Annotated in this window: 13 protein-coding genes; 8 read left to right on the forward strand and 5 right to left on the reverse strand. The window is 56.8% G+C overall.

Features of this window, described 5'->3' with window-relative positions; genetic code table 11:
* Window positions 1-158 precede the first annotated feature (158 nt).
* Entirely contained in the window at window positions 159-2,015 is a 1,857-nt protein-coding gene (gene recQ / locus RDV48_00585; GenBank protein MDQ7821265.1) for a DNA helicase RecQ, read from the reverse strand.
* 259 nt (window positions 2,016-2,274) lie between these two features.
* On the opposite strand from recQ, the gene RDV48_00590 reads away from it, so the two are divergent.
* The 6 genes from RDV48_00590 (at window position 2,275) to RDV48_00615 (ending at window position 14,693) form a co-directional block, all read left to right on the forward strand.
* The gene (locus RDV48_00590) at window positions 2,275-3,603 is read left to right on the forward strand and encodes an ankyrin repeat domain-containing protein (GenBank protein MDQ7821266.1); all 1,329 of its coding nucleotides are present in this window, start codon (window positions 2,275-2,277) and stop codon (window positions 3,601-3,603) included.
* Between the two features lie 20 nt (window positions 3,604-3,623).
* A complete protein-coding gene (locus RDV48_00595; protein MDQ7821267.1) occupies window positions 3,624-4,106 on the forward strand; it encodes an L-2-amino-thiazoline-4-carboxylic acid hydrolase in 483 nt (160 codons plus the stop codon).
* Between the two features lie 14 nt (window positions 4,107-4,120).
* Window positions 4,121-6,262 carry an FHIPEP family type III secretion protein gene (locus RDV48_00600; GenBank protein ID MDQ7821268.1) on the forward strand — a complete coding sequence of 714 codons (2,142 nt, stop codon included), beginning with the start codon at window positions 4,121-4,123 and terminating at the stop codon, window positions 6,260-6,262.
* Window positions 6,263-6,455: 193 nt separating this feature from the next.
* On the forward strand, window positions 6,456-12,536 hold the full coding sequence (locus RDV48_00605; GenBank protein MDQ7821269.1) for an MG2 domain-containing protein: 6,081 nt from the start codon (window positions 6,456-6,458) through the stop codon (window positions 12,534-12,536).
* A 134-nt stretch (window positions 12,537-12,670) separates the two neighbouring features.
* On the forward strand, window positions 12,671-13,903 hold the full coding sequence (locus RDV48_00610) for a hypothetical protein (protein ID MDQ7821270.1): 1,233 nt from the start codon (window positions 12,671-12,673) through the stop codon (window positions 13,901-13,903).
* A gap of 28 nt (window positions 13,904-13,931) precedes the next feature.
* The gene (locus RDV48_00615) at window positions 13,932-14,693 is read left to right on the forward strand and encodes an HAD hydrolase-like protein (protein ID MDQ7821271.1); all 762 of its coding nucleotides are present in this window, start codon (window positions 13,932-13,934) and stop codon (window positions 14,691-14,693) included.
* On the opposite strand, the gene RDV48_00620 is transcribed toward RDV48_00615, so the two are convergent.
* On the reverse strand, window positions 14,687-16,177 hold the full coding sequence (locus RDV48_00620) for a M23 family metallopeptidase (protein MDQ7821272.1): 1,491 nt from the start codon (window positions 16,175-16,177) through the stop codon (window positions 14,687-14,689). The two genes, RDV48_00615 and RDV48_00620, sit on opposite strands and share 7 nt — an antisense overlap.
* Window positions 16,178-16,403: 226 nt before the next feature.
* On the opposite strand from RDV48_00620, the gene RDV48_00625 reads away from it, so the two are divergent.
* Complete coding sequence (locus RDV48_00625) at window positions 16,404-18,053, forward strand: site-2 protease family protein (GenBank protein MDQ7821273.1); 1,650 nt, start codon at window positions 16,404-16,406, stop codon at window positions 18,051-18,053.
* A gap of 3 nt (window positions 18,054-18,056) precedes the next feature.
* On the opposite strand, the gene RDV48_00630 is transcribed toward RDV48_00625, so the two are convergent.
* Both RDV48_00630 and RDV48_00635 read right to left on the reverse strand, forming a co-directional pair.
* Window positions 18,057-19,391, reverse strand: coding sequence for a glutamine synthetase family protein (locus RDV48_00630; GenBank protein ID MDQ7821274.1), 1,335 nt, complete (start codon window positions 19,389-19,391; stop codon window positions 18,057-18,059).
* Window positions 19,392-19,454: 63 nt separating this feature from the next.
* Complete coding sequence (locus RDV48_00635) at window positions 19,455-21,821, reverse strand: hypothetical protein (GenBank protein ID MDQ7821275.1); 2,367 nt, start codon at window positions 21,819-21,821, stop codon at window positions 19,455-19,457.
* A gap of 222 nt (window positions 21,822-22,043) precedes the next feature.
* On the opposite strand from RDV48_00635, the gene RDV48_00640 reads away from it, so the two are divergent.
* Window positions 22,044-22,985, forward strand: coding sequence for a hypothetical protein (locus RDV48_00640; GenBank protein MDQ7821276.1), 942 nt, complete (start codon window positions 22,044-22,046; stop codon window positions 22,983-22,985).
* Window positions 22,986-22,988: 3 nt separating this feature from the next.
* Here RDV48_00640 and RDV48_00645 read toward each other — a convergent pair whose 3' ends face one another.
* Window positions 22,989-24,284 carry an ankyrin repeat domain-containing protein gene (locus RDV48_00645; GenBank protein ID MDQ7821277.1) on the reverse strand — a complete coding sequence of 432 codons (1,296 nt, stop codon included), beginning with the start codon at window positions 24,282-24,284 and terminating at the stop codon, window positions 22,989-22,991.

The raw sequence follows: 24,284 nt of genomic DNA on the forward strand, positions 1-24,284 counted from the left end.
CCTCTTCTTTGCTGAGTCTTCTTGTCCGCCGCAGTCTAAATCTTCTCCAGGATCCGGGTATTTCCTTCAATCGCGGTGAGGCGGGGCAGCCCTTCTGAAGGCAGGAGCATAAGGCTGTCCCCTTTATATGTCAGAATTTCAGCCTCAGCTCATTTCCGTCAACATAACACCTGCAGGAAAGCCTCTCCGTACGCCGCCAGCTTGCGCTCGCCCACGCCGCTCACCTGCCTCAGCTCGCTCAGTGTGGAAGGGCACATTGCAGCCATCTCCTGAAGAGTCTTATCCGAAAATATCATGAAGGGGGGGATGCCCCGCTTCCTCGCTATGGCAAGCCTGAGGGCCTTCAGTTTTCCCAGAAGGGTGCGGTCAACCTCTCGCTCGCCCGTGCGGGCACGCTGGATTTTCCTCTGTTCTGCGGTGAGGCGTGCGCTGGTAAGGGGTCTCCTGAGCAGTATCTCCTCCTTTGACCTGAGGAACTGTCTCCCTTTCTCGGTGATCCCGGCCACCTTGAACTTCTCGCCGGTAAGAGAGAGAAGCCCCAGCTTGATGAGCTCGTGTGCGTAAAAGAGCCACTCGGTCCGGCTGGTTTCCCTGCCGATGCCGTAAGTGCTCAGGTTGTGGTGCTCCCAGCGGCGGATCTTCTCGGTGTCGGCTCCGCAGAGCACGTCCACTACGTGCTGGAGGCCCGTGGAGAACCCGCTCATCTGCCTGATGCGCACCACGCAGGAGAGGATTTTCTGCGCCTCAACACTGCCGTTGAAACTCTCCCGGGGAGTCAGGCAGTTGTCGCAGGCACCGCACTCATAAAGCACGTCTCCGTCGCCATTCCTGAATATTTCGCCAAAATAGCGCAGGAGCTCTATGCGCCTGCAGGTGCTGCTTTCTGCGAACCCGAGCATGCGGCCGAGCTGAATGCGGGCTATCTCCCGCTCATCCGGATCACTGACCTGGTCTATGAAGCTCATCTGTTTCGCATAGTCGCCGGCAGAGTAAAGGAGCACACATTCGCCGGGGAGGCCGTCGCGGCCTGCGCGCCCTGTCTCCTGGTAATAGCTCTCGAGATTTTTGGGCATATCGTGATGGACCACGAAGCGGACATCGGGCTTGTCGATGCCCATTCCGAAGGCAATGGTCGCCACCATCACGGAGACCTCGTCATGGATGAACTGTTCCTGGCGCCTTGTGCGCTCTTCTGCTTCAAGGCCTGCATGGTAGGCCCGGGCCCGGATACCCCGGCGCTCAAGTGAAGCGGCGAGCTCCTCGGTCTGCTTGCGCGAAAGGCAGTAAATGATGCCGCTCTCATTTCTGTGGGATTCCAGGACCTGCAGCACCTGTTTCAATGGCTCGTGGCGGGCGATGACGCGGTATGAGAGGTTGGGGCGGTTGAAGCTGGCCACATACTGCGCAGGCTCCGATAAGGCGAGGAATCGCGCTATATCCTCGCGCACTCTGGCGGTTGCAGTGGCAGTGAGAGCCATGAGAGGCACCTGGGGGAAGCTGCCGCGGAGAGCCGAGAGCTCCCTGTAATCAGGCCTGAAGTCATGGCCCCACTCGGAGATGCAGTGGGCTTCGTCTATTGCTGCAAAGGCGAGATTCCACTCTGCCAGGCGGGGAAGCATTCCTTTAAGGCGCTCAGGGGCAAGGTACAGTATTTTGAAGCGGCCCCGGTGGAGCTTTGCCCATCGCTTCCGGGACTCTTCAGCAGTAAGGGATGAGTTCAGGAATGTGGCAGGCACGCCGAGCTCGGTGAGGGCATCCACCTGGTCTTTCATCAGGGCGATGAGAGGCGAGATCACCACGGTAAGGCCCTCTGTGGCAAGCGCCCGAAGCTGGTAGCAGAGCGACTTGCCCCCGCCGGTGGGGAGAAGGGCGATGACATCGCGCCCGCCCAGGCTGTCGGTGATGATTTCACGCTGAAGCGGCCGGAAAACAGCAAAGCCGAAGGAGCGCCTGAGCAAAGCATCAAGGCCATGCTCCTCCTTGAGGACAGTGCTTGTTTCAAGTGGAGACGGCATGGTATTTCCCTTCCCCGGCTATCGAGAGCATTATGGATTTTTGCCACGCTGCCTGCAATCCAGGGTGGCATGCTCAATGAAGAGAAGCTGGCGGCAATGCACGGGAGCCGCTTACAGGTCACAGGATCAAATATTGTATGCAAGATAAGGTTGTTCCTTCCTGGAACCAGAGATGCAGTCACTGAAAATAGGCGGCGCTTTCTTTTTGCGCAGGAGATCTCCCCTCCCTGAAAAAGTACTAGGGAGGGGGTGATATCATATGGGCTCCTTCTCACCTGCCTCGTGCCTTTCGATCCTCGGAGGGCTCCTTGTGATATATATTGCAAAAAAACTATGCTTGACCCCGATCTCGTGCCTCTCTGTTCTTGGTGTGCTCATTTTGCTGCTCGCGGCAGTCTTCGTTTATTCTTTTGTCATCCAGCCCCTCCTCTGGAAGAACAGCCCCCGATCAAAATTTCTTGATGCCCTCCACGACGATGACATGGAGATGCTGAAAAAGCTGGTGGAGCGCAATCCCGGCCTTGTGCGCCAGAAAGACGAGCTCGGCGTGCCTCTTATCCATTACACCGCATACTGGGGTAATTTTCCGGCCCTGGAGTATCTTGTGTCGCGCGGCGCCAATATCCACACCAAAGGAGTGGGCCGGGAGACGCTCCTCCATATAGCGTCAATGAAAGGGAACCTCCCCATGATCAAATTTCTCGTAGAGAGGGGCGCCGACATCACAAAGCCCGATGAATTCGGCCAGACGGCAATTGAAAGGGCCGCCTTCGGGGGAAAAGAGTCCGTGGAATACCTGCTCTCCCGCGGCGCTTCAGTCAACGAGAGGACCCGCTCGGGCAGAACGCCTTTACATAGCGCGATAAACAAGGGAGACATGGCAGCAGCGAGACTTCTCATCGCCCGGGGAGCCGATGTCAATGCAAAGGATAATGAGGGCAGAACGCCTCTCCACCTCTCGAGCAACTTCGGGATATCGGGCTTTCTTGTCTCAATGGGCGCTGACGTCAATGCCTGCGACGGGAACGGTCATACCCCCCTCCACAGAGCTCTTGACATGAGACTTCTCAATATGGCGGATCTGCTCCTGAAAAGCGGCGCCTCCATCACTCCGGCGGAAGAGCTCCTTTACGCGGTAATGCGCGGTGACAAAGCGAAGACCGGGCAGCTGCTCAGTGAGCATCCCCGCCTTGCTGCATCTATGGGAAGAGGCACGAGAGGATGGACGGTGCTCCACGAAGCGGCCTCCAGGGGGAATGCCGAGATAGCCGAGCTTATTATCGCCGGCGGTGCCGATGTGAATGCCCGCGACGACAACGGCCTCACCCCGCTCCATGAAGCCTCCAGCCGCAGGAACAGGGCACTGGTGGAGCTTCTGCTTGCTCACGGCTCCTTTATCAATGCAAGGACAGAAGTCTTTGACGAGCGGGAGCACGGTATGCACGGGGGCGAGACAGCCCTCCATATGGCAGCGCTCAACGGAGACAGGGAGCTTTTCGATCTGCTTGCAGCCCGCGGGGCCGACACTTCTCTGAAGGACGCCAACGGGAACAGGGCGGAAGCATTGTTCAGGAAATGGTCGGGATGATAAGAAAGGAGCACTTGCCGATGAACATCGATGCTGCAAAGAAAGAGATACGGGAAGCCCACAAGCTGAGGGCGGTGATGTACCACTACCTGCTCGAGGAGATGGAAAGGGCCTTCGGCGCAGAGGAGGCCCGGGAAGTATTCAAAAAAGCCACTTTCCGCAAGGGAAGGGACGTGAGAAAGCAGTATGAGGACTTTCTCACCAGGGGCGATTTTCACGGCCTTGCAAGGCATTTCGTGAAAGCCTCGGCCGCCGAAGGGGAGCTCTTCTCTCCCGCCATCGAGTCTGCTGACGGCGAAAAAGCCGTGCTCACCATGGCAGGCTGCCCTCTTGTGGAAGCCTGGAAGGAGCTGGGACTCGCGCCGCCAAGGATCAAAGTCCTCTGCGAGGTGGCGGCGGCGATAGACTACGGCACCTTCGAGTCGGAGAAGACTTCGCTTTCTTTCAGCAGCAGGATAGGCGCAGGCGATCCATGCTGCCGCCTCACCGTGGCGAAGAAGTAAGAGGAGGACTGCTCTTGAAGGACACGCCCCGCGAGGATTCTGAGGCGAGGACATGGCACCCTCCGCCGAAATGGCTTGAGCTGCTCTCTCTCATTCTGTTCCTGTCTCCCTTCCTTTTCATGGTGCTCTATTCCCTGCCCCCCGGGTGGATAGATATTCTGATTGGCTCAGCCCTGGGGATGTCTTTCCTGCTTTTCGTCGTCGCCTTTTTTGTCAAAGACAACCATTCTTTCGCAATCTTTCCCACCGCAGCGCTTATTCTGACCCTTTTCCGCATGGCCCTGTACATCGCCTCCCTGAGAGCCGTCATCTGGAAGGGGATGGCCGGCGCCTCACCGGGCGTCGTGATTTCAGCCTTCAGCGCTCCTGAGGCGGCCGCAGGTCTCCTCCCCGGCCTTATGGCGCTCGCCCTGCTCATTTTCATCGAGCTTTTCATCATTGCCCGCCTGAAAGATAAGCTCCCTCTCATAGAGGAATATATGAAATCCTTCCTCCCACCGGGCAAGCCGAATCCCCCGCCGGATTTCTGGCTTACCGAGGAGGAGCGCAGGCAGAAATACAGAGAGGTCGATTTTGCCGGCGCCCTTGACGGCACCGCGAGATTTATCACTTTCGACGCTTGGCTTACTGTTCTTCTCACCGCTGCGGCACTCCCGCTGGGATTTCATATCGGCAGGACCGCAGGCTTTGCGCCCGATGCCGCCCTCCTCAAGATAGTGAGCCTCTGTGCCGGCACCGGGCAGGCCGCCCTCTATTCAGCCCTCTTCGTGGGACTCGCCTGGGCGTCGGTCTTCACCAGGGCTCCCTACGGCAAAGACGAGGAGAACGGAAATAACCGAAATATCTCCATAGCGGTCTATGCTCTGGCAGTCATGCTGTGCCTCTCCGGGGTAATCATGCTGTTAGTGAAGGGCTCCTTTCCATGGTTCCCCTTCTTTACCACCTCAGGGGCCCTTGTGCTCATGGGGAGGCTTTACCCTTTGAATCCTTTCGTCACCTTAAAGGAGCTTGCCGGCATACCGGCAAACCTTCGGAGGAAAAAAGACCTGAGAGAGCCCGAAAAACCCCTTCCTCCCCTTTCCCTTGAGCTGGGCAAAGGGAACCAGGCATGGTTTCGCAGGGATACCTTCATGAAGTGCCTCGAGCCTTATGCCAGGGAGCTCGAAACCGAGCTGGGGTCCACGATGCCTCCTGTCTCGTTCAGCGAGGGCAGGTTCGGGGAAAAGGAATACATCATCGCGGTTACCGACGGCAGGAAGCAGACTTTTGCGAGGGAGTTCTGGGAGGTCCTTCCCGGTCGCCTTCTCGCCACCGGCCGTGATTGTGATCTTGCCGGGCTTGAGGGAATTGAAGCCTGCGAGCCCTTATACTGCCGCCCGGCCCTCTGGATCGAGGAATCTGCGAGGGAAAAGGCGGAATCGCAGGGGTGCATCGTCATGGATCCCCATGCCGTGATAGCGCAGCACCTTGCAGGACTGATAAGAAAGTCCTTTTCCTTCCTTCTCACCCTGAAAGAAGTGGAAGCCCGGTTAAAAAGGCTGCGCAGAGAGAAATACCCCGTCGGAGACCTCATACCGCGAAGACTGACCAGAGAAAAGCTTCATTCCATTCTTCAGGACCTGCTGAGGGAAAGGCTCCCCATCGGAGACCTCAAGGCCGTGCTGGCGGCGATAAAAGGTGCCGCCTCAGAGGGCCATGACCTGCCGGAGCTCACCGAGGCGTTGAGGGCGGAGCTGGCAGGACAGCTCTGCCTGAAGAGAAGTGACAGTGACGGGGCGCTGAAGGTTATCACCCTTGCGAGCGAGCTTGAGAAAAAGCTCCTTCTCGCCTCCACGGACTTCGCCGGCGAAAAAAAGGATGAGCTCTTCCAGGGAGTCTCCATGGGCATAAAACTGGTATATCTCGAGTGGCTCTCGGCGGGAGCAGCCCCTCTCCTGCTGGTATCTCCGCCGGTCAGGTCGCTGGTAAGAAAAATCACGGCGCAGCCTCCTGCCGATCCGCCGCTTTTCTGCTGCGTCAACCCGATGAGGCTCACCATAGCAGCGAAAAAAGCAGATCCTTGGTGCCCTGACCTCACTGTCATCTCCTCAAGCGACGTGCCCCGCGATGTGAAGCTCTCTGTCATCGCCGATATGAACATTGAGGATCCTTCCTGAGACTCGCGGGAGGATTCCTGAAGGCATCACTGGAGCCAGGCGAGACTTCATTTCAATGAATGGAACCGGCATTCTGAGTGAAACCTCACGATCACGGGGAATATATGGGCATGATATGCGCCTGTGAAGAGGGAGGGAGCGGCGGAGAAAGGCCGAAAGATACCTTATCAGATATCAGGCAGGGGGTACTCTCATGAAAAACAAGCTTTCCCTTTTTTTCATCCTTGTGATTGCAGCAGTGATCGTGGGATATCCGGCCTTTCATCACTACCGACTGGCCCGCACCGACACCACCCCGATGTGGGATGCCGTCAAGGCGGCGCAGGACAAGGGCCTTCCTCAGACGGCAATAGCGGAGCTCAAGAAAATCTATCCCATAGAGCTTGCAAAAAAGCAGTACGGCAAAGCTCTCAAGGCCATCACGCTGCAGATCTTCCTGGAATCCAACATCGCGGGAAACAAGCCCGAAGTCAAGGTAAACAGGATGAAGGAGGAGCTGACGAAGGCGAACCGGCAGATGAAGCCCCTGATGAACACGGTCCTCGCCCAGTGGTACTGGCATTATTACAACCAGAACCGCTGGCGGTTCCTCAACAGGACAGAGACTTCCGGGCTCAAGGAAGATGACTTCACCACGTGGGATCTTCCCAAGCTCTTCAGGGAGATTGACGGCATCTACCAGTCCCTCCTCAAGGACGAGGGCACCCTCAAGAGAATGAAGACCGCAGATTTCACCGAGGTGATAAGCCCGGGGAATGTCCCGGCGCTCCGTCCCACCCTCTTTGACTTCGTAGCTTACCAGGCCCTGGAATTTTACACCTCAGCGGAGCAGCACGCCGCGCAGCCCGAGGATTCCTTCGAGGTCACCGCGGACTCGGGAGCCTTCGACGAGGCTCAAAAATTCACCAGGTTCTCGCCGGAGACCACCGACACTGATTCCCCGGTGCTCAAAGCCCTCAGGATATACCAGAGACTCCTGTTGCTCCACCAGAACGACAGCGACAAGGATGCCTTCCTTGACGCCGACATCAGCCGCCTCAACTATATCTTCAATATCGCCTCGGGAGAGAACAGGGAGGCTGTCTTTGCAAAGAGGCTTGAGGAAATTATCACGAAATATCCTTCCTCGGATCTCTCGAGCCTTGCATCCTATCATCTCGCGATGCAGGCATACAATAAAAAAGAGTATGTCAAGGCATACTCCCTCGCTGAAAAAGGGAAAAACGCCTATCCCTCGTCGTACGGGGGCCAGAAATGCGAGCAGCTCCAGAGCTCCATCAAGGAAAAAAGCCTGGCCCTCAAAATCGAGGGCATAGTGCCGCCGGGCATTCCTTCAAAGCTCCTCGTGCACTACAGGAACATAGACTCCCTCACTCTCAGGGTGCTGAAAGATGACTGGAAGCGCTATCTTGACATTAACAGGTCGATACAGTATATCAACGATTCTGATTTAGAGGCCTTTCTCAGCAAAAAGCCCGCGGCCGAGCTCACCGTGCCCCTCAAGCCCACATCGGATTACAGGCAGAAAGAGGCACTCATTGACCTGCCTGCCCTCCCGCCTGGCTTTTACAGGGTCCTCGCGAGCAACCGGAAGGACTTTGCAAGGAGCGAAAACTGCATAGAGCACTGCCCTGTCTGGGTAAGCAACGTGGCGGCAGTTATCCGCGAGCGGAACGGCGCCGTGGAAGGCATTGTTGTCGAGGGAACAAGCGGTGCTCCCGTCGGAGGAGCCGTGGTGAAAGCCTATACCCTCAAGGACTACAACGAAAAATTTTATAAAGTCACCTCTTCCACGACCACCGACGGGGGAGGCTCCTTTTCACTCCCCTCCCCTTCAGGTGATTTCGAGAGAAGAAGCAGAATCTACGTGAATGACGGCAGGGGCTCGGAGTTCCTGGAGTCCAATGAGTCCTATTACTATTCTGAAGGGGAGAGGGAAAAGGCTTTTCAAAGCATGGTGTTCTTCACTGATCGGTCCATTTACCGCCCCGGCCAGGCGATCCATTTCAAAGGCATTGCGCTTGACATCGATCAGCAGCGCCAGAACTACAAAGTGACAGCCGCGAGAAAGGTCACGGTACGGTTCACCGACACCAACGGGCAGGAAATAGCGAAGTCTGGCTTTACCACCAATGACTTCGGCTCCTTCAGCGGCACCTTCACCGCGCCAAAAGACCGCCTTCCGGGGAGAATGACAATTGCCTCCGCCGATCCCGAAGGGTCATGCACCGTCTCTGTAGAGGAATACAAACGCCCTAAATTCTCGGTGAAGATAGTCACCCCCAAAAAAGCCTTTACCCTCGGCGAGGAAGTGACCATTGAGGGCGGCGCGGAATCTTACAGCGGCGCTCCCATTGACGGAGCCAAGGTGGCTTACAAGGTCAACAGGCAGGTAATGATGCCGCCATGGGAGCGCTTTTTCGGAGGGGGCGGCGTCTCATACGGTGACCAGGAGCTGGCCCATGGCACTCTTGTAACGGATAAAGAGGGAAAATTCAGGATCATCTTCCAGGCAAAGCCCGATGCCAGGGTGAAAAAATCAGGGGAGCCCACCTTTCTCTTCCGGATTGCCGCCGACGTGACCGACAGCACAGGCGAGACAAGAAGCGACGAGAAGTCCATAAGGCTTGGCTATACGTCAATGGAAGCTACGATAAGTGCAGATTCCTGGCAGGTGGCTGACAGGCCCGTCACCCTCTCGATCCATACGGCCACCCTCGACGGCGAGCCCCAGAAAGCATCGGGAGAGGTGGAGCTCTTCTGCCTGCGCCAGCCGAAAAAGCCGGTCAGGCCGGGATTGGATGCCGCCCGGGAGCCGTCGAACTCTTCCGGTGACGAGGAGGAAGAGGATGCCGGGCCAGGTGAGGTGCAGGAGGATGCCGGACCAAACGATGAGGGTATCCCGGCGCCATCAACGGACTACCAGTCGTGGCCCCGGGGCGGCCTTGTCAAGAAAATGCCCTTTACCACCGATGACAAAGGCAGCGGCGTGCTTTCGGTGCCCCTCGGGGAAGGCTCCTACAGGGCACGCCTTACTACGAAGGATCCCTCAGGCAACAAAGTCACTGCAATGGTGGCCTTGCTGGTGGTGAACAGCCGCCTTGAAAAATTCCCCGTGAGCGTCCCTTCGTACTTCGTGAGCAAATCCCAGAGCGTCGAGGCGGGAGAGACCTTCGAAGCCTTCTGGGGCACCGGGTACGGAACAGGACAGGCATGCGTAGAGATTTACCGGGAAGAGAGCCTTCTGAGAAGATACTGGACCCCCGCCCATGCCACGCAGAGTATCATCAGCTTTCCCGTCACGGCCTCCCTGCGGGGGGGATTTACCGTGATGGTGACCTATGTGAGGGAGAACAAGCTCTACACCCACCGCTCAGATGTCGATGTGCCCTGGAGCGACAGGGAGCTCAAGGTCTCCCTCGAGACGTTCCGCTCGAAGCTCCTCCCCGGCGGGAAGGAGACCTGGACTCTGAAAGTGAGAGGCCCGGGAGCCGAGAAGAGAGCCGCCGAGCTCGTGGCCACCCTTTACGACGAGTCGCTTGACGCCTATCTGCCCCACCAGTGGCAGACCCTCCTCGCCTTCTTTTTCCGCAACTACACCACCATAAGGGAGCGCTTCAGCAACAGGGACAAGCAGTTCCATGCCTGGCTCTCTGACTGGAACCAATACCCCTCCGTGACGGAGAGAGCGTACCCTGCATTCATCGCTGAGATTGCAGAAAGCCTTTCAGGGTATGAATACATGAAATGCAAAGCCACGGGGCCCGGCGCAGGCGGTGGCGGGAGGGGCTTCATGGAGAAAGATGATGCGTCGGCCGGGATTGCCCCGAGCGCACCGGCCCCCCAGGAGGCAGAGTTCAAGAAAGCTGTCGAGAGAGCGCCAAAGACGACGAATGATGCTCTTGGCGGCGTCCCGGCCCACAATGCTCAGGAAGGAAAGAAAAGCTCCGCTGACGGGAGCTCTGTCAGGAAGAACCTTAACGAAACCGCCTTTTTCTTCCCCCATCTGCTTTCGGGGAGTGACGGCACCGTGAGGATCGTCTTTACGATCCCCGAAGCCCTCACGAAGTGGCACTTCCTGGCCATGGCCCATGGAAAGGCAATGGAGAGCGGCGTCACCGAGGGGCACACGGTGACGCAGAAAGATCTCATGGTGGTGCCCAACGCCCCGAGGTTTCTCCGCGAGGGTGATGAGCTTGAGTTCACCGCGAAAGTGATCAGCATGGCAGAAAAAGAGATAGAAGGAACAGTGACCCTCACCTTCTTTGATCCCTCAAGCGGACAGTCACTCGACAGGCTTCTCGGCAACAGCGAACTGACGAGGGAGTTCACCATCCCTCCCAAGCAGTCCAAGGGCTTCTCATGGAAGATCAAGGTCCCCGACGGCCTCTGCGCTGCGGGCTACAGGGCAACCGCCGAGACCGGGAGCCACCGCGATGGCGAAGAAGGCGTGACTCCCGTGCTCCCGAGGAGGGTCTTCGTCTCTGAGTCAATCCCTCTCTGGATAAGGGGGCCCGGGGAGAAAAGCTTTACTTTTGAGAAGCTGAAAAAGAGCGGATCATCAAAAACCCTCGTAAACCAGGGCTTCACAGTGCAGATAGCATCAAATCCTTCCTGGTATGCCGTGCAGGCCCTGCCGTACCTGATGGAGTTTCCCCATGAGTGCTCCGAGCAGGTCTTCAACAGGCTTTATGCCAATACCCTTGCAAGGCACATCGCCACCTCGAATCCAAGGATAGCAAGAGTATTCAGGACATGGAAAGAGCAGCAGCCCTCGGCGCTGGACTCGCAGCTCGAAAAAAACGATGAGCTCAAGAGCGTGCTGCTTCTGGAGTCACCATGGGTCCTCGAGGCGAAAAAAGAAAGCGAGGCGAAGCGGAACATAGGGGTGCTCTTTGATGAGAAGCGGCTTGGAGGCGAGATAGCATCGGCTCAGCAGAAGCTCTCGAAGATGCAGCTTGACAGCGGGGGCTGGCCCTGGTTCCCCGGCGGAAGGCCCGATCCCTTCATCACCCTCTATATCGCCACGGGCTTCGGCAGGCTCCAGCAGATGCAGGCGGGAAACCTTGACATGAGCTGCGCGCTGCGGTCCATTGACTTCCTCGACCGCTGGATAGCCGAGGAATACCAGCAGATAGTAACCCACGGGCGTGAGAAGGACAACAACCTCTCGAGCACCATCGCACTCTATATTTACTGCCGGGGCTTCTATGCAAAAGCGAAGCCCGTTCCGCAGCAGTCGAAAGCCGCCGTGGACTACTTCCTCGGTCAGGCGCGGAAGCACTGGCTCGATCTCGGTGTGAGGATGAGCCAGGCCCATATTGCCATGGGCCTCTGGAAGCTCGGAGACCAGGGGACGCCGAAGGACATCATGGCATCCATCAAGGAACGGAGCCAGTCGAGCGAGGAGCTGGGCATGTTCTGGGGGGAAGATGAGCAGGCCTGGTGGTGGTACAGGGCTCCCATAGAGACGCAGGCCCTTATGATCGAGGCCTTCGGCGCCGTCATGAACGATGAAAAAGCCGTGGAAGACTGTAAAGTCTGGCTTCTCAAGCAGAAGGAGACCCAGGACTGGAAGACCACGAAAGCCACGGCAGACGCGATTTACTCCCTTCTCTGCAAGGGCGGGAACCTCCTTGCAGGGAGCCAGCCCGTGGAGGTCACCGTAGGTGGCGCCATGGTCGATCCCGGCCGCATCGAGGAAGGAACGGGATTCTACGAGAAGCGCTGGGACGGCCCCTCGGTGAAAGCCGACTTTGGCACCATCGTACTGAAAAAGCAGGACAAGGGCATTGCCTGGGGCGGTGCCCACTGGCAGTACATGGAAGATATCTCGAAGCTCACCCCCTCGGCGCAGAACCCCCTGAAGCTTAACAAATCGGTCTTTCTTCAGAAAAACACCAAGAAAGGCCCTGTGATAGAGCCCGTTTCCCGGGCGCTTGCGCCCGGCGACCTGCTGAAGATAAGGATTGAGCTCCGCTCGGACCGCGATATGGAGTATGTCCACATGTGGGATCACCGGGGAAGCGGGCTTGAGCCGGTGAATGTGCTCTCGGGCTACAAGTACCAGGACGGCCTTTATTACTACGAGGCCACCAAGGACACGGCATCGCATTTTTTCATAGATTATCTTCCTAAGGGGACCTATGTCTTTGAGTATCCTTTGAGAGTGGTGCACTGCGGCGCTTACCAGAACGGGGCGGCCCACGTGGAATGCATGTATGCCCCGCAGTTCTCAAGCCACTCGGGGAGCGTGGAGCTCCATGTAAAGTAGGGATGGAGAAAGCATGCAACTTGTCACTCTTTTTGGACCTCTCAGGGGGATTCCCTTCCCCTGGCGGTGAAACCATGGTATAATCTGGGCATCAGGTAATTCCGGCCGGAAGCCGGGGAAACCGGGGAGCGACCATGGATCCAGCAGCGCTTTCTTCATCTCAGGCGCCTTCGCTGAGCTACAGCGAAAAAGGCGTCTCCCTGGCAAAATCTCTCGTGGGAAAGGCCGATCTGCAGGCTCAGCCGGAAAAATCCGATGAGCTTCTTCTCTCGGGCCTTGCAGAGATAGAGAAGAGCCCCGAGACCACTGCCGATGAGAAATTACTTGCGCGCCTCGTCACCACCATCGACAAGGGGTCGATAAAACCTGCTGATGCCGCCAAAGCGGGGCTCTCAATCCTCAATGCCATTGCATCTTCAATGGCCGGACCTGCCACGGCGGCAATCGCGAATACCGCCGTTCTGTGCTCCCGGGACTTTGAATCACCTTACGAGAAAAATGCCATCACGTCGAGGGCGCTTACCGCCATAAGCCAGCACGGAGACTCCACACCTGTTGAGCAGGCTTTTGCAGCCTTTGCGGGGGGCTTTTCAACGGGGGCCTTCTCCGGCACCACAGTGGACAGGATCCACAGGGAAGCCCTCGGCGCCCTGGCATCATCGGCGATGACAGGCCCTGCCGCCGCCCTCTGCGGCAGCTTCGCCCTGAAAATCGCCTCTGACCCGTCTCTTGCCGGCAATGCCTACGGAGAATCAGCCTTGCACAGCGGGCTCAAATACATTTACAAGGACGAAAGCTGCACGGCCGGCCAGAGGTCTCTCGCCTACCATGGGCTGGTAGCCCACCTTGATCCTGAAATCCCCTACGTCATCAAGAACACTTACCTTGAGGTCCTCACTTCTACCCCGCCCGGCGAGCTCCCCAGGGCCCTCGCAAAGGCATCCCTCGCCGGGCTGAACAGGCTGGAGGACGAGTTGGGCAAGAATTTCTTCCTTTACTGGGGCCTCAAGACCATCAGCGAAAACCCCGACGCCCCCACCATCCAGAAGTCCCTCGCCGCTGACGGGACCGCGCTTTTCAGCACCGTAAAAGAGGGCCGGCAGCTTATGGGTATGCAGTCCGCCGTGCTTGAGACAATCGCGGCACTGGACCCGGACGCAGAAAAAGGCGCGGGACTTGAAGCCCTGAGGGCTCTGAAGGAAAAGCTGGGAGGCTCACACCATTTCAAATCCCTCGATATGCTCGTCGATCTTGAGGCAGAGAGCCAGGGTACTCAGGGTCAGCCCGCAGGCGGCATCTCATCGGACGATGACTTTGTCACCATCGGCGGCGTCAAGCTCAAGGTGCAGCGCTTCCTCGCGCTCTAAACGCAATTTTTCAGAAAGGAGCTTTTTTATGATTCTCCACATATGGACCGCCCAGGACCAGAAAAACCAGAACGACCGCCTCAACGAGGTGGTAGAGCGCATCAGAGCCAAAACCGAGAGCAATGTCTCAACGCTTGCCATTTTTGATCTTGACGGCACCCTGCTGGACAACAGGCCGCGGACCATCTTCATCCTCCGCGAGATATCGGAAAAATTCGAAGAGCGGCTCCCCCAGCTCGTCGAGGCCTTTGACCGCTTTTACGAGCTCTCGGCGATTGAATACTCCATCGAGGAGACGCTGAAAAAGTTCAATATCAGGGACGAAAACGAGATAACCTTCATTAAGAGCGAGTGGGAAAAGCGTTTTTTCACCGATGAGTACCAGAAGTTCGACATCCCCCTCCCCGGCGCGAAATCTTACGTGAACCGCATCTATGATGCAGGGGCCACGGTAATCTACCTCACGGGGAGAGATGTGGGGAGAATGCTTGTAGGCACGACGGACAGCCTGCGCCTCTTCGGCTTCCCCGTGGGCGTCGTGGGGACCATGACCATCGTGAAAAAGGAATTCGCGGAGAAGGACGAGGTCTTTAAAAAGGATGTGGTCACGTACCTGAAGAGACTCGGGAAGGTGGAGGCTGTCTTTGAAAACGAGCCTGTGAACAGCAACATCCTCCGCCGCGAGTTTCCCGAAGCCTCTTCATTCCTGGTGCTCACGCAGCACCGTCCCGATGCCCCGCAGCTTGAGCAGGGCATCCATGCCATCAGGGATTTCAGGATCCGTCAGTAGTTGTACACCACAGTCTGCCAGGGATTGACAAGCTTTCCAGGCGTGGCAAAAGGCCCCACGTAGCTGTAGTAGCCGTGATAAATGGTGAAGTGCAGGTGGGGCACCCTGTTGGCCGTGCCTATGTTTCCCATCCACTCCCCCTGGGCCACGCGCTGGCCTGCCTTAAGGGCGGCATTTCTTCCCGAGAGGTGGGCATAAAATGTATCAGTGCCATCAGGGTGGCGCACACGCATCGCACCCTGATCATCGCTCGGCCCCGTCTGCCTCACATGGCCTGAAGGGGCGGTGTAGAGGAGTATGCCGCCTTTTGATGCATAAATGGGATAGCCCCGGGGAGCCACTATATCAAGTCCCGTATCAGAGGCATAGGGTGCATACCTTCCTCCGGGGACAGGATTAAGATAGCTTGAGTAAAAGTCATTTCCTACGGGGAGATCCTCCCAGGCCCTGTTCCTGGCGGCGGGGGGGCCGGCACAGGTAAGGACGCCGTTTGCAGGCACCGTGGAGAGGGTGAGAGCGCCGGAAGCCTTTTTCTTTCCCGCCTTATTCCTGGGTGCTTCCTTTCCGGCAGTGGCTGAAGGGCCAGGGGCCTTCTCTGTGGAGGCTTTCTGAGACGCTACCTTCTGGTGCTCTTCAGGAGATGGGGTATATTTAGGGATAGGCACGGTGGAGACTTTATCGCCGCTCCCCTCATAACGGGGTATGGGAATGGCTTTCACCTTCTCCATGCCGGTATCAGTGTATTTTGGGATAGGGATTGCCTTTATCCGCTCAGCCTGAGACGCTTTTGACAGCCCGTCCCGGGTTCCCGCCGCAGTTCCAGGCGAGAGCCCGCTGCCGGGAAAAAAAGATGTCGATCCTCCGGGGATAAGGAGGGGTGCATAATCTGAAGCCTTGATGACGCTTTCCAGGAACTTGCTGTCGATGGGAATCGTCTCAGGCATGGCATTGGCGCTCCCGGCGCCAGTTTCCTGCCAGATGAGAAGGGGCTCAAGCTGCCTGAGGAGATTCTGGAGGCCTGCCTGATCACTGGTGGCAGCCTTGGCATCAACGGCCTTGAGAAGGTACTCGAGGGCTTTGGAGTTATCTCCTTTCTGCTTGAAAAACAGGCCGATCTCGCTGAGGGCATCATCGAGAGACTTGCTCCCCGAGCCCCTTGAGAGCTGCTGGAGGGCCTTTCTGAAGATGTCCATCGAGCCATCCCTGTTCCCGCTGTTGTACTGCTCCTCTGCGAGCCTCAGAATGGATGAGTATGAATCGGTCCCGTTGCCCGCAGAAGGATTGCCTATTGTGGTGAGAACCTTGATGGCCTGCTGAGTGCCTGGTGAAGCTCCCTGGCCATTATTGACAATCCTTTCCAGGTTCTGAATCACGAGGGGCTTGAGGGAATCAAAGAGATCATTTGCAAGGGCGGGAACAGAGAGTATCACCACGGCAAGAAGAGTGATGATGAGGATTTTAGGTTTAAGCATTCTTGTGTTCATGGCGGTTTCTCCTTTCTCTTTCTCGTTACAGGGCGTTTTACTTTTTCACCCCTTTCCTTTGAGGTCTTTCTCTGCCTTGTATACCTCGGCCTCATCGCCCTTATTCCCGCTTTCCGTGTATTGATTTTTATTCAATTATAGTGCTGGCAGGGGAACCGGTGTCTCGTGGGGGAAGGATTCCCAAGCCCTCCCAGGGAATAAGGGGAGATTCAGCGAGGGGGCGATTGTGGAAGATTTCTCTATTATAGCTTATGCCTTTGGGTTTCTTGTCTTTGTCTATTGTGCCATGCTTGTGGCCACTCTTCAGGCGCTTATGAGGGTAAGGCTCAAGCGGGGGACCTGCTCCATGGGCGATCCCGCCGTTATCCCCCCGCCAGTTGCCTCGGTATTCGCTCCCTATGGAGAAAAGCTCCTGAACTGGGGATTTGTGCACTCCCACTTCATCCTTGTGGACAGCCCCTTCGTGAACCGCTTCTCGGAAAAGTGGGGAAGCGTATATCTCCATCATGGTGAGCAGAGCGCCGCGTTCCTTTACCCTTCCGATCTCCCCGACAGGAACGCTCCCTGCAGCGTGGAATTCACCACGCTTTTTGAGAACCGGGAGCGCCTTGTGACGGTAAACGGGTCATCCCACAGGATGATCGGGACAATGCCCCTCACTGTCATCAGGGATCCATGGGCAGATACGCTCCGCGCACAATGGGATGCCCATCAGGAGGAGCTGCGGAAAAAGCCCGGGATGCCCAGGGAGGAGGCACCTGAGGAATCAGTGGTCAGCTATGGCGAGTTTCTCAGTGAATACATCGATCACCTTCTCCAGATCAGATGGATCATTCCGGCAGAAGACGGCTCGTTCCGCCTGAGTTTCATGGCAGCCCTCAGAACAGCCTTCACCATGATGGCCGGCGAGGGGAAGGCGGCGCAGATGAGAAAAGCCATGAAGCTCTGTAAAAAAGAGGATCTCATCGATATTGACGTTCCCGTGGAGCTTGAAGTCGAGGCTTACCGGCGCATGAATGACTTCTCCGAGGGAAAGTCAATGGGGCGCCTCACGAAGCTCATTCTCCTTGTGGTTTCCGTAGCATTCTTCGGTCTTTCATTCCACTACTCGCTCTCGCTGCTGAGCCTTCTTATTCTCATCGGCGTCCTTTTTGTCCATGAGATGGGCCATTACGTGGCGATGCGCCTCTTTCATTACCGCGATGTGAAGGTCTTCTTCATCCCCTTCCTGGGAGCAGTCACCATGGGAATGCAGAAAGAGCCAAAGCCCATGGAGAAAATCGTGGTAAGCTTCATGGGACCTGTGCCGGGCATCATCGCAGGCCTGCTCCTCTGCGCCGTCCCCTCACCGCCGGAGCTGATGAAAGAGACGGTCCTGATGCTCCTTGTCATTAACTACCTGAACCTTCTTCCCCTCATGCCCCTTGACGGAGGCCAGATCTTCAACCTGATGATGGCGCGCTTCCCCTATCTCCAGGCCATCTTCCAGATAGTGAGCGCCGTTATCCTCTCCGTGGTCTTCGGGATTCTCCTCAAGACACCGCTCCTGCTCATCATAGGAGCTGTTCTGGCGATGAACGGCTTCTTACGCATCCCTGCATGCACGCTCCTCAAAAAGCTCCGCGCCAATGTGGCCCAGTACGGCGGCGATCTCAAAGAGAGCGGGCTTGTGAAGGAAATATTCCTGCTGATGAAGGAAAAGCCTTATGATTCCATGCTCTTTCAGCGAAAATACCAGACCGTGAAAGGAATCGCCGACACCTATATCAATGAGCTCCCCGGGGTGCTCCTGATCTGCCTCACACTGCTCTTTTACCTCTTCCTTTTCGCTCTTCCCGTGGTGATCCTGATGATGAAGATCTTCCTCAGGCACTAGCCCTCAGTACTTGTCGGCGAGCATCTCCACTTCCTCGACATGCTTGAAATTCTTCATGGCGGCGCATTCAGCTTTTCTCACGGCTATAAAGGCTTTCGCCAGGCGCTCGCCCATGGCATTGAGGAGAACCTCGTCCTTCTCGAGGTGTCCGATGGACACGTCAGGATGCTCAGGCAGCCTCTCGATGCCGAGATCCATCATCTCCTTGACACTGAGGCTCCCGGGGTCGGACAGGGCAGGGCTTGCCAGGGCAATGTTTCTTTTCACGCCGTCAAGCCCCGCGGCGATGACAGCGGCCATCGCGATATAAGGATTCGATGCTGCGTCAATGGTCTTGAATTCAAAGCTCCACACCCTTTTCCCGACGGGATCGCTTATGGTCCGCACGGCAGCTTCCCTGTTATCGGGCCCCCAGCAGCGGAAAGCGCCGCTCCAGCAATGAGGCTTGAGTCTCTTGTACGAGTTGGGCACAGGCACCGTGATAGCCATAAGGGCGGGGAGGTGCTCAAGGAGCCCCGCGATAAAGCTCCTGGTCGCTTTCGAGATTCCATGAGGGTCCTCGCCGTCGGCCGTGATATTCTGCCCTTTCTGCCAGAGGCTCATATGGATGTGGCAGCCGCTTCCCGCCTTGTCGCCGAAAAGCTTGGGCATGAATGAGGCTCTCATGCCATGATGAAGGGCGGTGGCATGGACCGTCTCGCGGAAGGCGATCTGGTTGTCTGCGGCCTGCATCGGCGTAGTATAGTGCATGGTTATCTCGGCCTGGCCGGGGCCCGATTCCGGGTAGTACTGCTCCACGGTGATTCCCTGTGCAATAAGGGCTCTGGTGATATCCTCTATGACGTTTTTCGAGAAGTCCATCGCATAGGTGGCGGCGAAGGGGGTATAGTCCAGAGGCACCGGTGAGTCAACAAGCTCCTTCAGCAGATAGAACTCATTTTCAAAGGAGCATTTTATCTCAAGGTCCTCATTTTCGGCGGCGGCCACTATCTTCCTCAGGAAACCCCTGGGGCAGAGAGGCCAGGGCTCGCCTTTCTTCATCATGTCTCCCATGACCCGGGCGTGGCCCTGAGCGTAAGGGAGAGACGTGCAGCTCGCCCAGTCCGGCATGAGGTGCACCTCCCCCGCCGGTGAGAGGCCGCTTCCTTCAACAAGGGCGTCGTACATCACCGGGACGCCCATCTGGGCCTCCGAGATGCCCACGCCGGTTCCATACCACTGCTGAAAGGACTTCGCGTACACCGCCTTGCCTCTGATGATGTTGGCGTTGTCACACCAAAGGACCCTGATAAACTCTACTCCCGACGATTCAAGCGACTGAATAATCTCCTCGTTCATCCTCGTTCCTCCTTTTCCTGATCACTCACTACTCTTATCACAAGCGCCCCGTCCCGGGGAGCATCAGTATCCCAGTATGGTGACCCCTCCCGGAGGGAGCACCATGGCGCCGTCACGCCCTGCTTCCGGCGAAACAGCCGGCTTGCGGTAATAATACCTTTTCACCGTGTCACTGAAGGTATAACGACAGTCCCTCTCAAGATCAAGATTCACAAGCACCGCGGCTTTCTCGGCCGATCTATCTCCCGACTGGAGCGACAGGAAAAGGAGGGGCTCGGGAGCCTCCTTTACCACGAGGTGCTGGTTCTTTGCAAGAAGAGACTTCATTTTCTCAAGGGCCTTGTTGAGGGCCACAATGTCGCCGATAAAGTGCCTGGCACTGGTCCATTCCTCGCCCTGCCTGTCTGGCTTGCAGAAAAGAAGGAGCTTGGGCGCATCGGGGTGTGCTTTGCGCTCCTCAGGCGTCATATAGTCGTAAAACTGCCGGGCCTCCTTGATATGGGTCGAGAGGCCCACGTTGATAGTTGATGAGGGCACAAACTCGCTGGCAAAAACGGCGTTGAACAGAAATGGCGATCCCTCACGGGCCGCCATTACCCTGAAGAGCTCGTAGTACATGAGGGCAATCCTCCGTGCCTTCACCGGGTCAACAGGAGCGCAGGTGAAATCCCTCACGGCAGTATCCCCGAGGAAGGGCGCCCTTGCAAGAATCCTCGCAGCCGGCGTCTGGCCTATCCTTTTCGTGTTGTAGTTCTCAGGGAAACCGAACATCCTGCCTTTGTAACGGGGTGACGAAGCCACTTCCCTGCACATCTTCACCGTGTGCTCCCTGTAGAATGAAAGAGCATCCCGGGGGCTGTCCTCGTACTTCTTCATCTCCGAGGAATCGCTGTATGAGGGCATACAGTAGGAAAAAGCCTTGCCCGTGATAATCATGGGCGACCTGGCAAGATCGGCGAAGGAGGCCCCCAGGTTCTCTTCCCAGACAAGGGGCAGCACTTTCCTGATATCCTTCTTGAGATCGTCAGGAAGGGCGTGGCCCATATCAAGGACAAAGCCGTCAACACCCATGGCCTTGAATTTTCCGAAATACCCCGTGATCATCTTCCACACGGGCTCGTTCCGGTAGCGGCGCTCCACCGAGGGCTCCACATCCTTGAAAAACTTTGCCGTCACGAAAGAGAGCGCGTTGAGCATGGGGAGCTTTCCGTCGTTATTTGCATAGAGGCGGAGGTACGTCACATCCTGCCAGAAAGGCTGGATCTCGAAGGGGGTATCACAGAAGGCAGGGAATACCTCTGCCCTGAGGCTTTCATCGAGGGCTCCTTTTTCCTTGCCGGCGGCTCCCCTTGCATAGTAATATCCTGTGAGCCTCCCGTCAGCCTCGCGCTTCACCACATCGGGCGATGCCAGGAACCACGAGGCAAATTCCGGGTCAGTTTTCGTGACATCGATGAGATCGTCCAGGGTATAGGTCCCTCCATATATCTTTTTCTTGTAATCATTATAAAACCACTTCTCAAAAGAGGGGCGGTCGCGGAAGGTCTTCTTCCCCCCGTCAGTGGGATATTGATAAGAGGGGCTGTAGTATTCAGGCATTCTCCTGGGAGTCCCTGCCTTGACCCAGTAGCCGTACTGGGGATGCTTCTCCAGGATCGTGGAGTCTATCGAGAGGGTCCGGGGGATCACCTCCTGGACTACTTTCATGCCCATGGCGTGGGCCGCCTCGATGAAAGCCCGGTACTGCTCGGCGGCGCTCTGGGGGAAGAGAGGATCGGCAAGGTTCGGATCAATGGTGAAAGGATCCCTGATAGCGAAAGGGGAGCCCAGGTTGCCCTTGCGGCCGTATACGCCTATCTCCGTGATAGGCTGGAAATGGATCGTCGTGTATCCCAGGGCTTTCAAATAGGGCAATACAAGGATGTTCCTGGCAAAAGTTCCTGTTTCACGGGTCCCCTGGGCATTGAGAGTGATATCGGCCCCGCCGGCTGAGCCGATAAGGCCGTCACCATCCAGATCATACATCGACATGAGCCTTGGAAGGGCATTGACTGCCACTATGCCCTTCCCTGTCAAAAGATTGCACTCATGCGCATCTGTGGAGCCTTTTTCTTCAGCGGCAAAAATTTTCTTGATGACCTCGGCATAGAGCACATAAGGCCTCTCGACCTTCGCGGCCCCGGTAACCTGGCCCTGGGCAAGAAGCTTTTCCAGGTGGCCCCGGGGATCAAGGGGGCTCACCATCCAGGCACGGGGGATGACGAAATCCCCCCGGGGTTCATCGCCGCGGTGCTGCTCGCAGGTGGCAAGCATCGATTCAAGGGCAGGGCAGCTCTTTTCGGGAGAGGAGGGCTGTCCCCACGAATACCCTGCCATGAAGAATATCATGAGGCACAGGAGAACGGCAGCGCACACAGTATGGCTTCTCACCAAGGCAACCTCCTTACCGGGGACTGGCTGAAGAGGCCCCTCTCCATGCTTTTTTCTCCAGGATTATCTGTCTTGAGGTGCTCACCCCGTAATGATGCGAGGACTATGCACTTCCTTATAGTATTTGGTGCCAGGAAGAAACTTCCTTCTTGGTGGAGTGGAGACAATGGCACCACTGCCTGAAGGTATTTCACCGGGAGCCCTCTAATAATCACTGGAAGAGTGAAAGGTGGTGCCTCCATCGTTACCGGTGTCATTCTGTATCTTTTTACCGGTGCACTGCTGGGGATTATTATCTCCGCAGGCCTTTACTGGCTCTTCCTTTCAGACCTCATTGCCAGACAGCGCCGCTTTGAATATGAGATAAATCTGACCACGGAGAGCGGATGCCTCGAAAAGAACAGCCTCCTGGAGCTCTCCTTCCTGCTCCACGGCCTCCAGGGGGCACGGGATGCGGCCCTTTACCGCCTGATAGAGGAGCGTTTTCTTATCATCCAGGAATACACCTCAAGGGAAAAGCGCAGCGAATGGCGCACCATCACCGCGGCGCCTGACATAGAGGAGCTTCTCTCAGACGATGAAAAAAACCGCTCCCTCCACCCCATAGAGCTTATCATTGCGAAGGGACTCATCGGGAAGAAGACGACATACGGGAAATTTCAACAGGAGCTTGTTGATGACTGGCCGGCGCGGCTCTCAAAGGAGCTCTCGGCCTTCAGGGAGAGCATGGTCAGGCACTATACGGAAATGGGCTTTCTCCTTTCGGACAGGTACAAGGAGTATGTCAGGACAATGAGCCTCCCCGCAACAGGCCGCGGCACGACACTTCTTTTCTCCGCCTCCGCCCTGCTCTCGACTGCGGCACTTGGCATCCTTCTTGTCGAAGGCCTCTCGCCGTTCACAAAAGATGGTATTTCTCTGCGCCTCATGGCGCTCCTTGTCTCCAGCGCCATCGCATCTTTTGCTTCAGCCTTTCACTTCTCATCGCTTTTGAGGAGCTATTATGACACTTTCCCCTCTTCGTGGCTCACTCTCAAGGGGAAAGAGGCCCTGAAGGCTTTCATGAAAACCCATCCTTCCCTCAGGATGCTTTTTGAAAGGTCGATTCCCGCCGTGAGGGAGAAACTTTCGGCAGGTCCCGGGGAGCAGGCTCATGGAGAGTGAGAGCTACCGCCCCTGCTTCCAGCCATGGGCACGAAGGATCTCTGCAGCGCTCTCATGGCCTTTGGCCATGGCCCAGTGAAGGGGCGTCCTGTTGCCTCCATCGCGGGCATTTACCATGGCCCCCGCCGCGATTAGGACCTTTATCACTTCCCCATGGCCCTCGTGGGCAGCAAGGTGAAGGGGGGTAAGGTGCTTGTGGTCACGGGCATCTATATCGGCACCTTTTGCGATAAGAAATCCCGCCACATCGGCAAGGCCGTTGTACGCCGCCAGGTGAAGGGGGGTCTGCCCCTTGTCGTTCCATGCATTGATGCCTGTGCCTGCCGATATAAGCCTTGAGAGCGTCTCGTGGTCCTTGTTTTTTATAGCCTCGGAGAACCTGGAGAGGACCTCGAGAAAATACCGCCTCGCATCACCCGTGGAGACATTCCTGAAGATCCCGAAGATATCATCAGAACACTCGTAGGAAACGAGGCGCTCGAGACCGAGCTTCTCGCCTATGTGCTCCTCGCCTCCCCTGTCCACAAAACGCTTCAGGGCCGCAAGGTCCATCCTCTCAATGGCATCGGAGAAGGATATCTCACGGGACTCCGCTGCGGGCTTTTTAGGCTCCTTTCCCAGCTCGCGCCGGCACACCTGCTGGAGATATTCATTCTTCTTGGAGGGGGGGAGCCTCATGAGCACCGCGAGAGCCTGCTCAAAATAGGGGGAGGCCCGCCGGGGCTCATGTGCGGCCTTGAGCCTTCTCGCGGCGGCGATGAGATAATCAGCCATCATGTCATCATCTCCGAAAGAGCGCTGATACAGTGAAAAGCCCTCACGGTAATGAGTTTCGGCCTTCTCGATGTCTCCCTGCCGCAGGATGGCATCGGCATAGTAGAGATGACAGAGGGCATGATCACCGGGATGGAGATCCATCGGCGGGAGTGATGCGAAGAGCTCAAGGGCTTCATGGAGGGAGGCTTCCGCCTCTTTTGGCCTGTGCAGATCATTGTGAACCCTGCCTATGTAAAAGTGGCAGAGAGCCACCTCTGCCAAGGCATTGACGGATTTAAAGAGTGACAGGGCGCTTAGGAAAGAGCTTCCTGCTTCCTCGAGCTCGGTGGAGGAACTGCTTGCAAGGACCACGCCTATGTTGAGAAGGCAGTATGCCTGGTGCCTCTCCGTCCCGGGAAGCTTTTTGGAAATCTCCAGAGACCTGTCGAAGCACTCCCGGGCTTCCCAGAACTCGCCGGCCTTCAGATGCTCAAGGCCCCTGTCAAACTCCCCGTGAGCCTTATCAAGATAATTATCGCTCAC

The sequence above is a fragment of the Candidatus Eremiobacterota bacterium genome (assembly GCA_031082125.1).
In the GTDB taxonomy this organism is placed as follows: Bacteria; Vulcanimicrobiota; CADAWZ01; order CADAWZ01; family Ess09-12; genus Ess09-12.

Bases quoted from the DNA above. Each gene is read 5' to 3' on its own strand.
- recQ (MDQ7821265.1), bottom strand. From the start codon at position 2,015: ATGCCGTCTCCACTTGAAACAAGCACTGTCCTCAAGGAGGAGCATGGC.
- RDV48_00620 (MDQ7821272.1), bottom strand. From the start codon at position 16,177: ATGAACACAAGAATGCTTAAACCTAAAATCCTCATCATCACTCTTCTT.
- RDV48_00590 (MDQ7821266.1), top strand. From the start codon at position 2,275: ATGGGCTCCTTCTCACCTGCCTCGTGCCTTTCGATCCTCGGAGGGCTC.
- RDV48_00615 (MDQ7821271.1), top strand. From the start codon at position 13,932: ATGATTCTCCACATATGGACCGCCCAGGACCAGAAAAACCAGAACGAC.
- RDV48_00605 (MDQ7821269.1), top strand. From the start codon at position 6,456: ATGAAAAACAAGCTTTCCCTTTTTTTCATCCTTGTGATTGCAGCAGTG.
- RDV48_00595 (MDQ7821267.1), top strand. From the start codon at position 3,624: ATGAACATCGATGCTGCAAAGAAAGAGATACGGGAAGCCCACAAGCTG.
- RDV48_00630 (MDQ7821274.1), bottom strand. From the start codon at position 19,391: ATGAACGAGGAGATTATTCAGTCGCTTGAATCGTCGGGAGTAGAGTTT.
- RDV48_00610 (MDQ7821270.1), top strand. From the start codon at position 12,671: ATGGATCCAGCAGCGCTTTCTTCATCTCAGGCGCCTTCGCTGAGCTAC.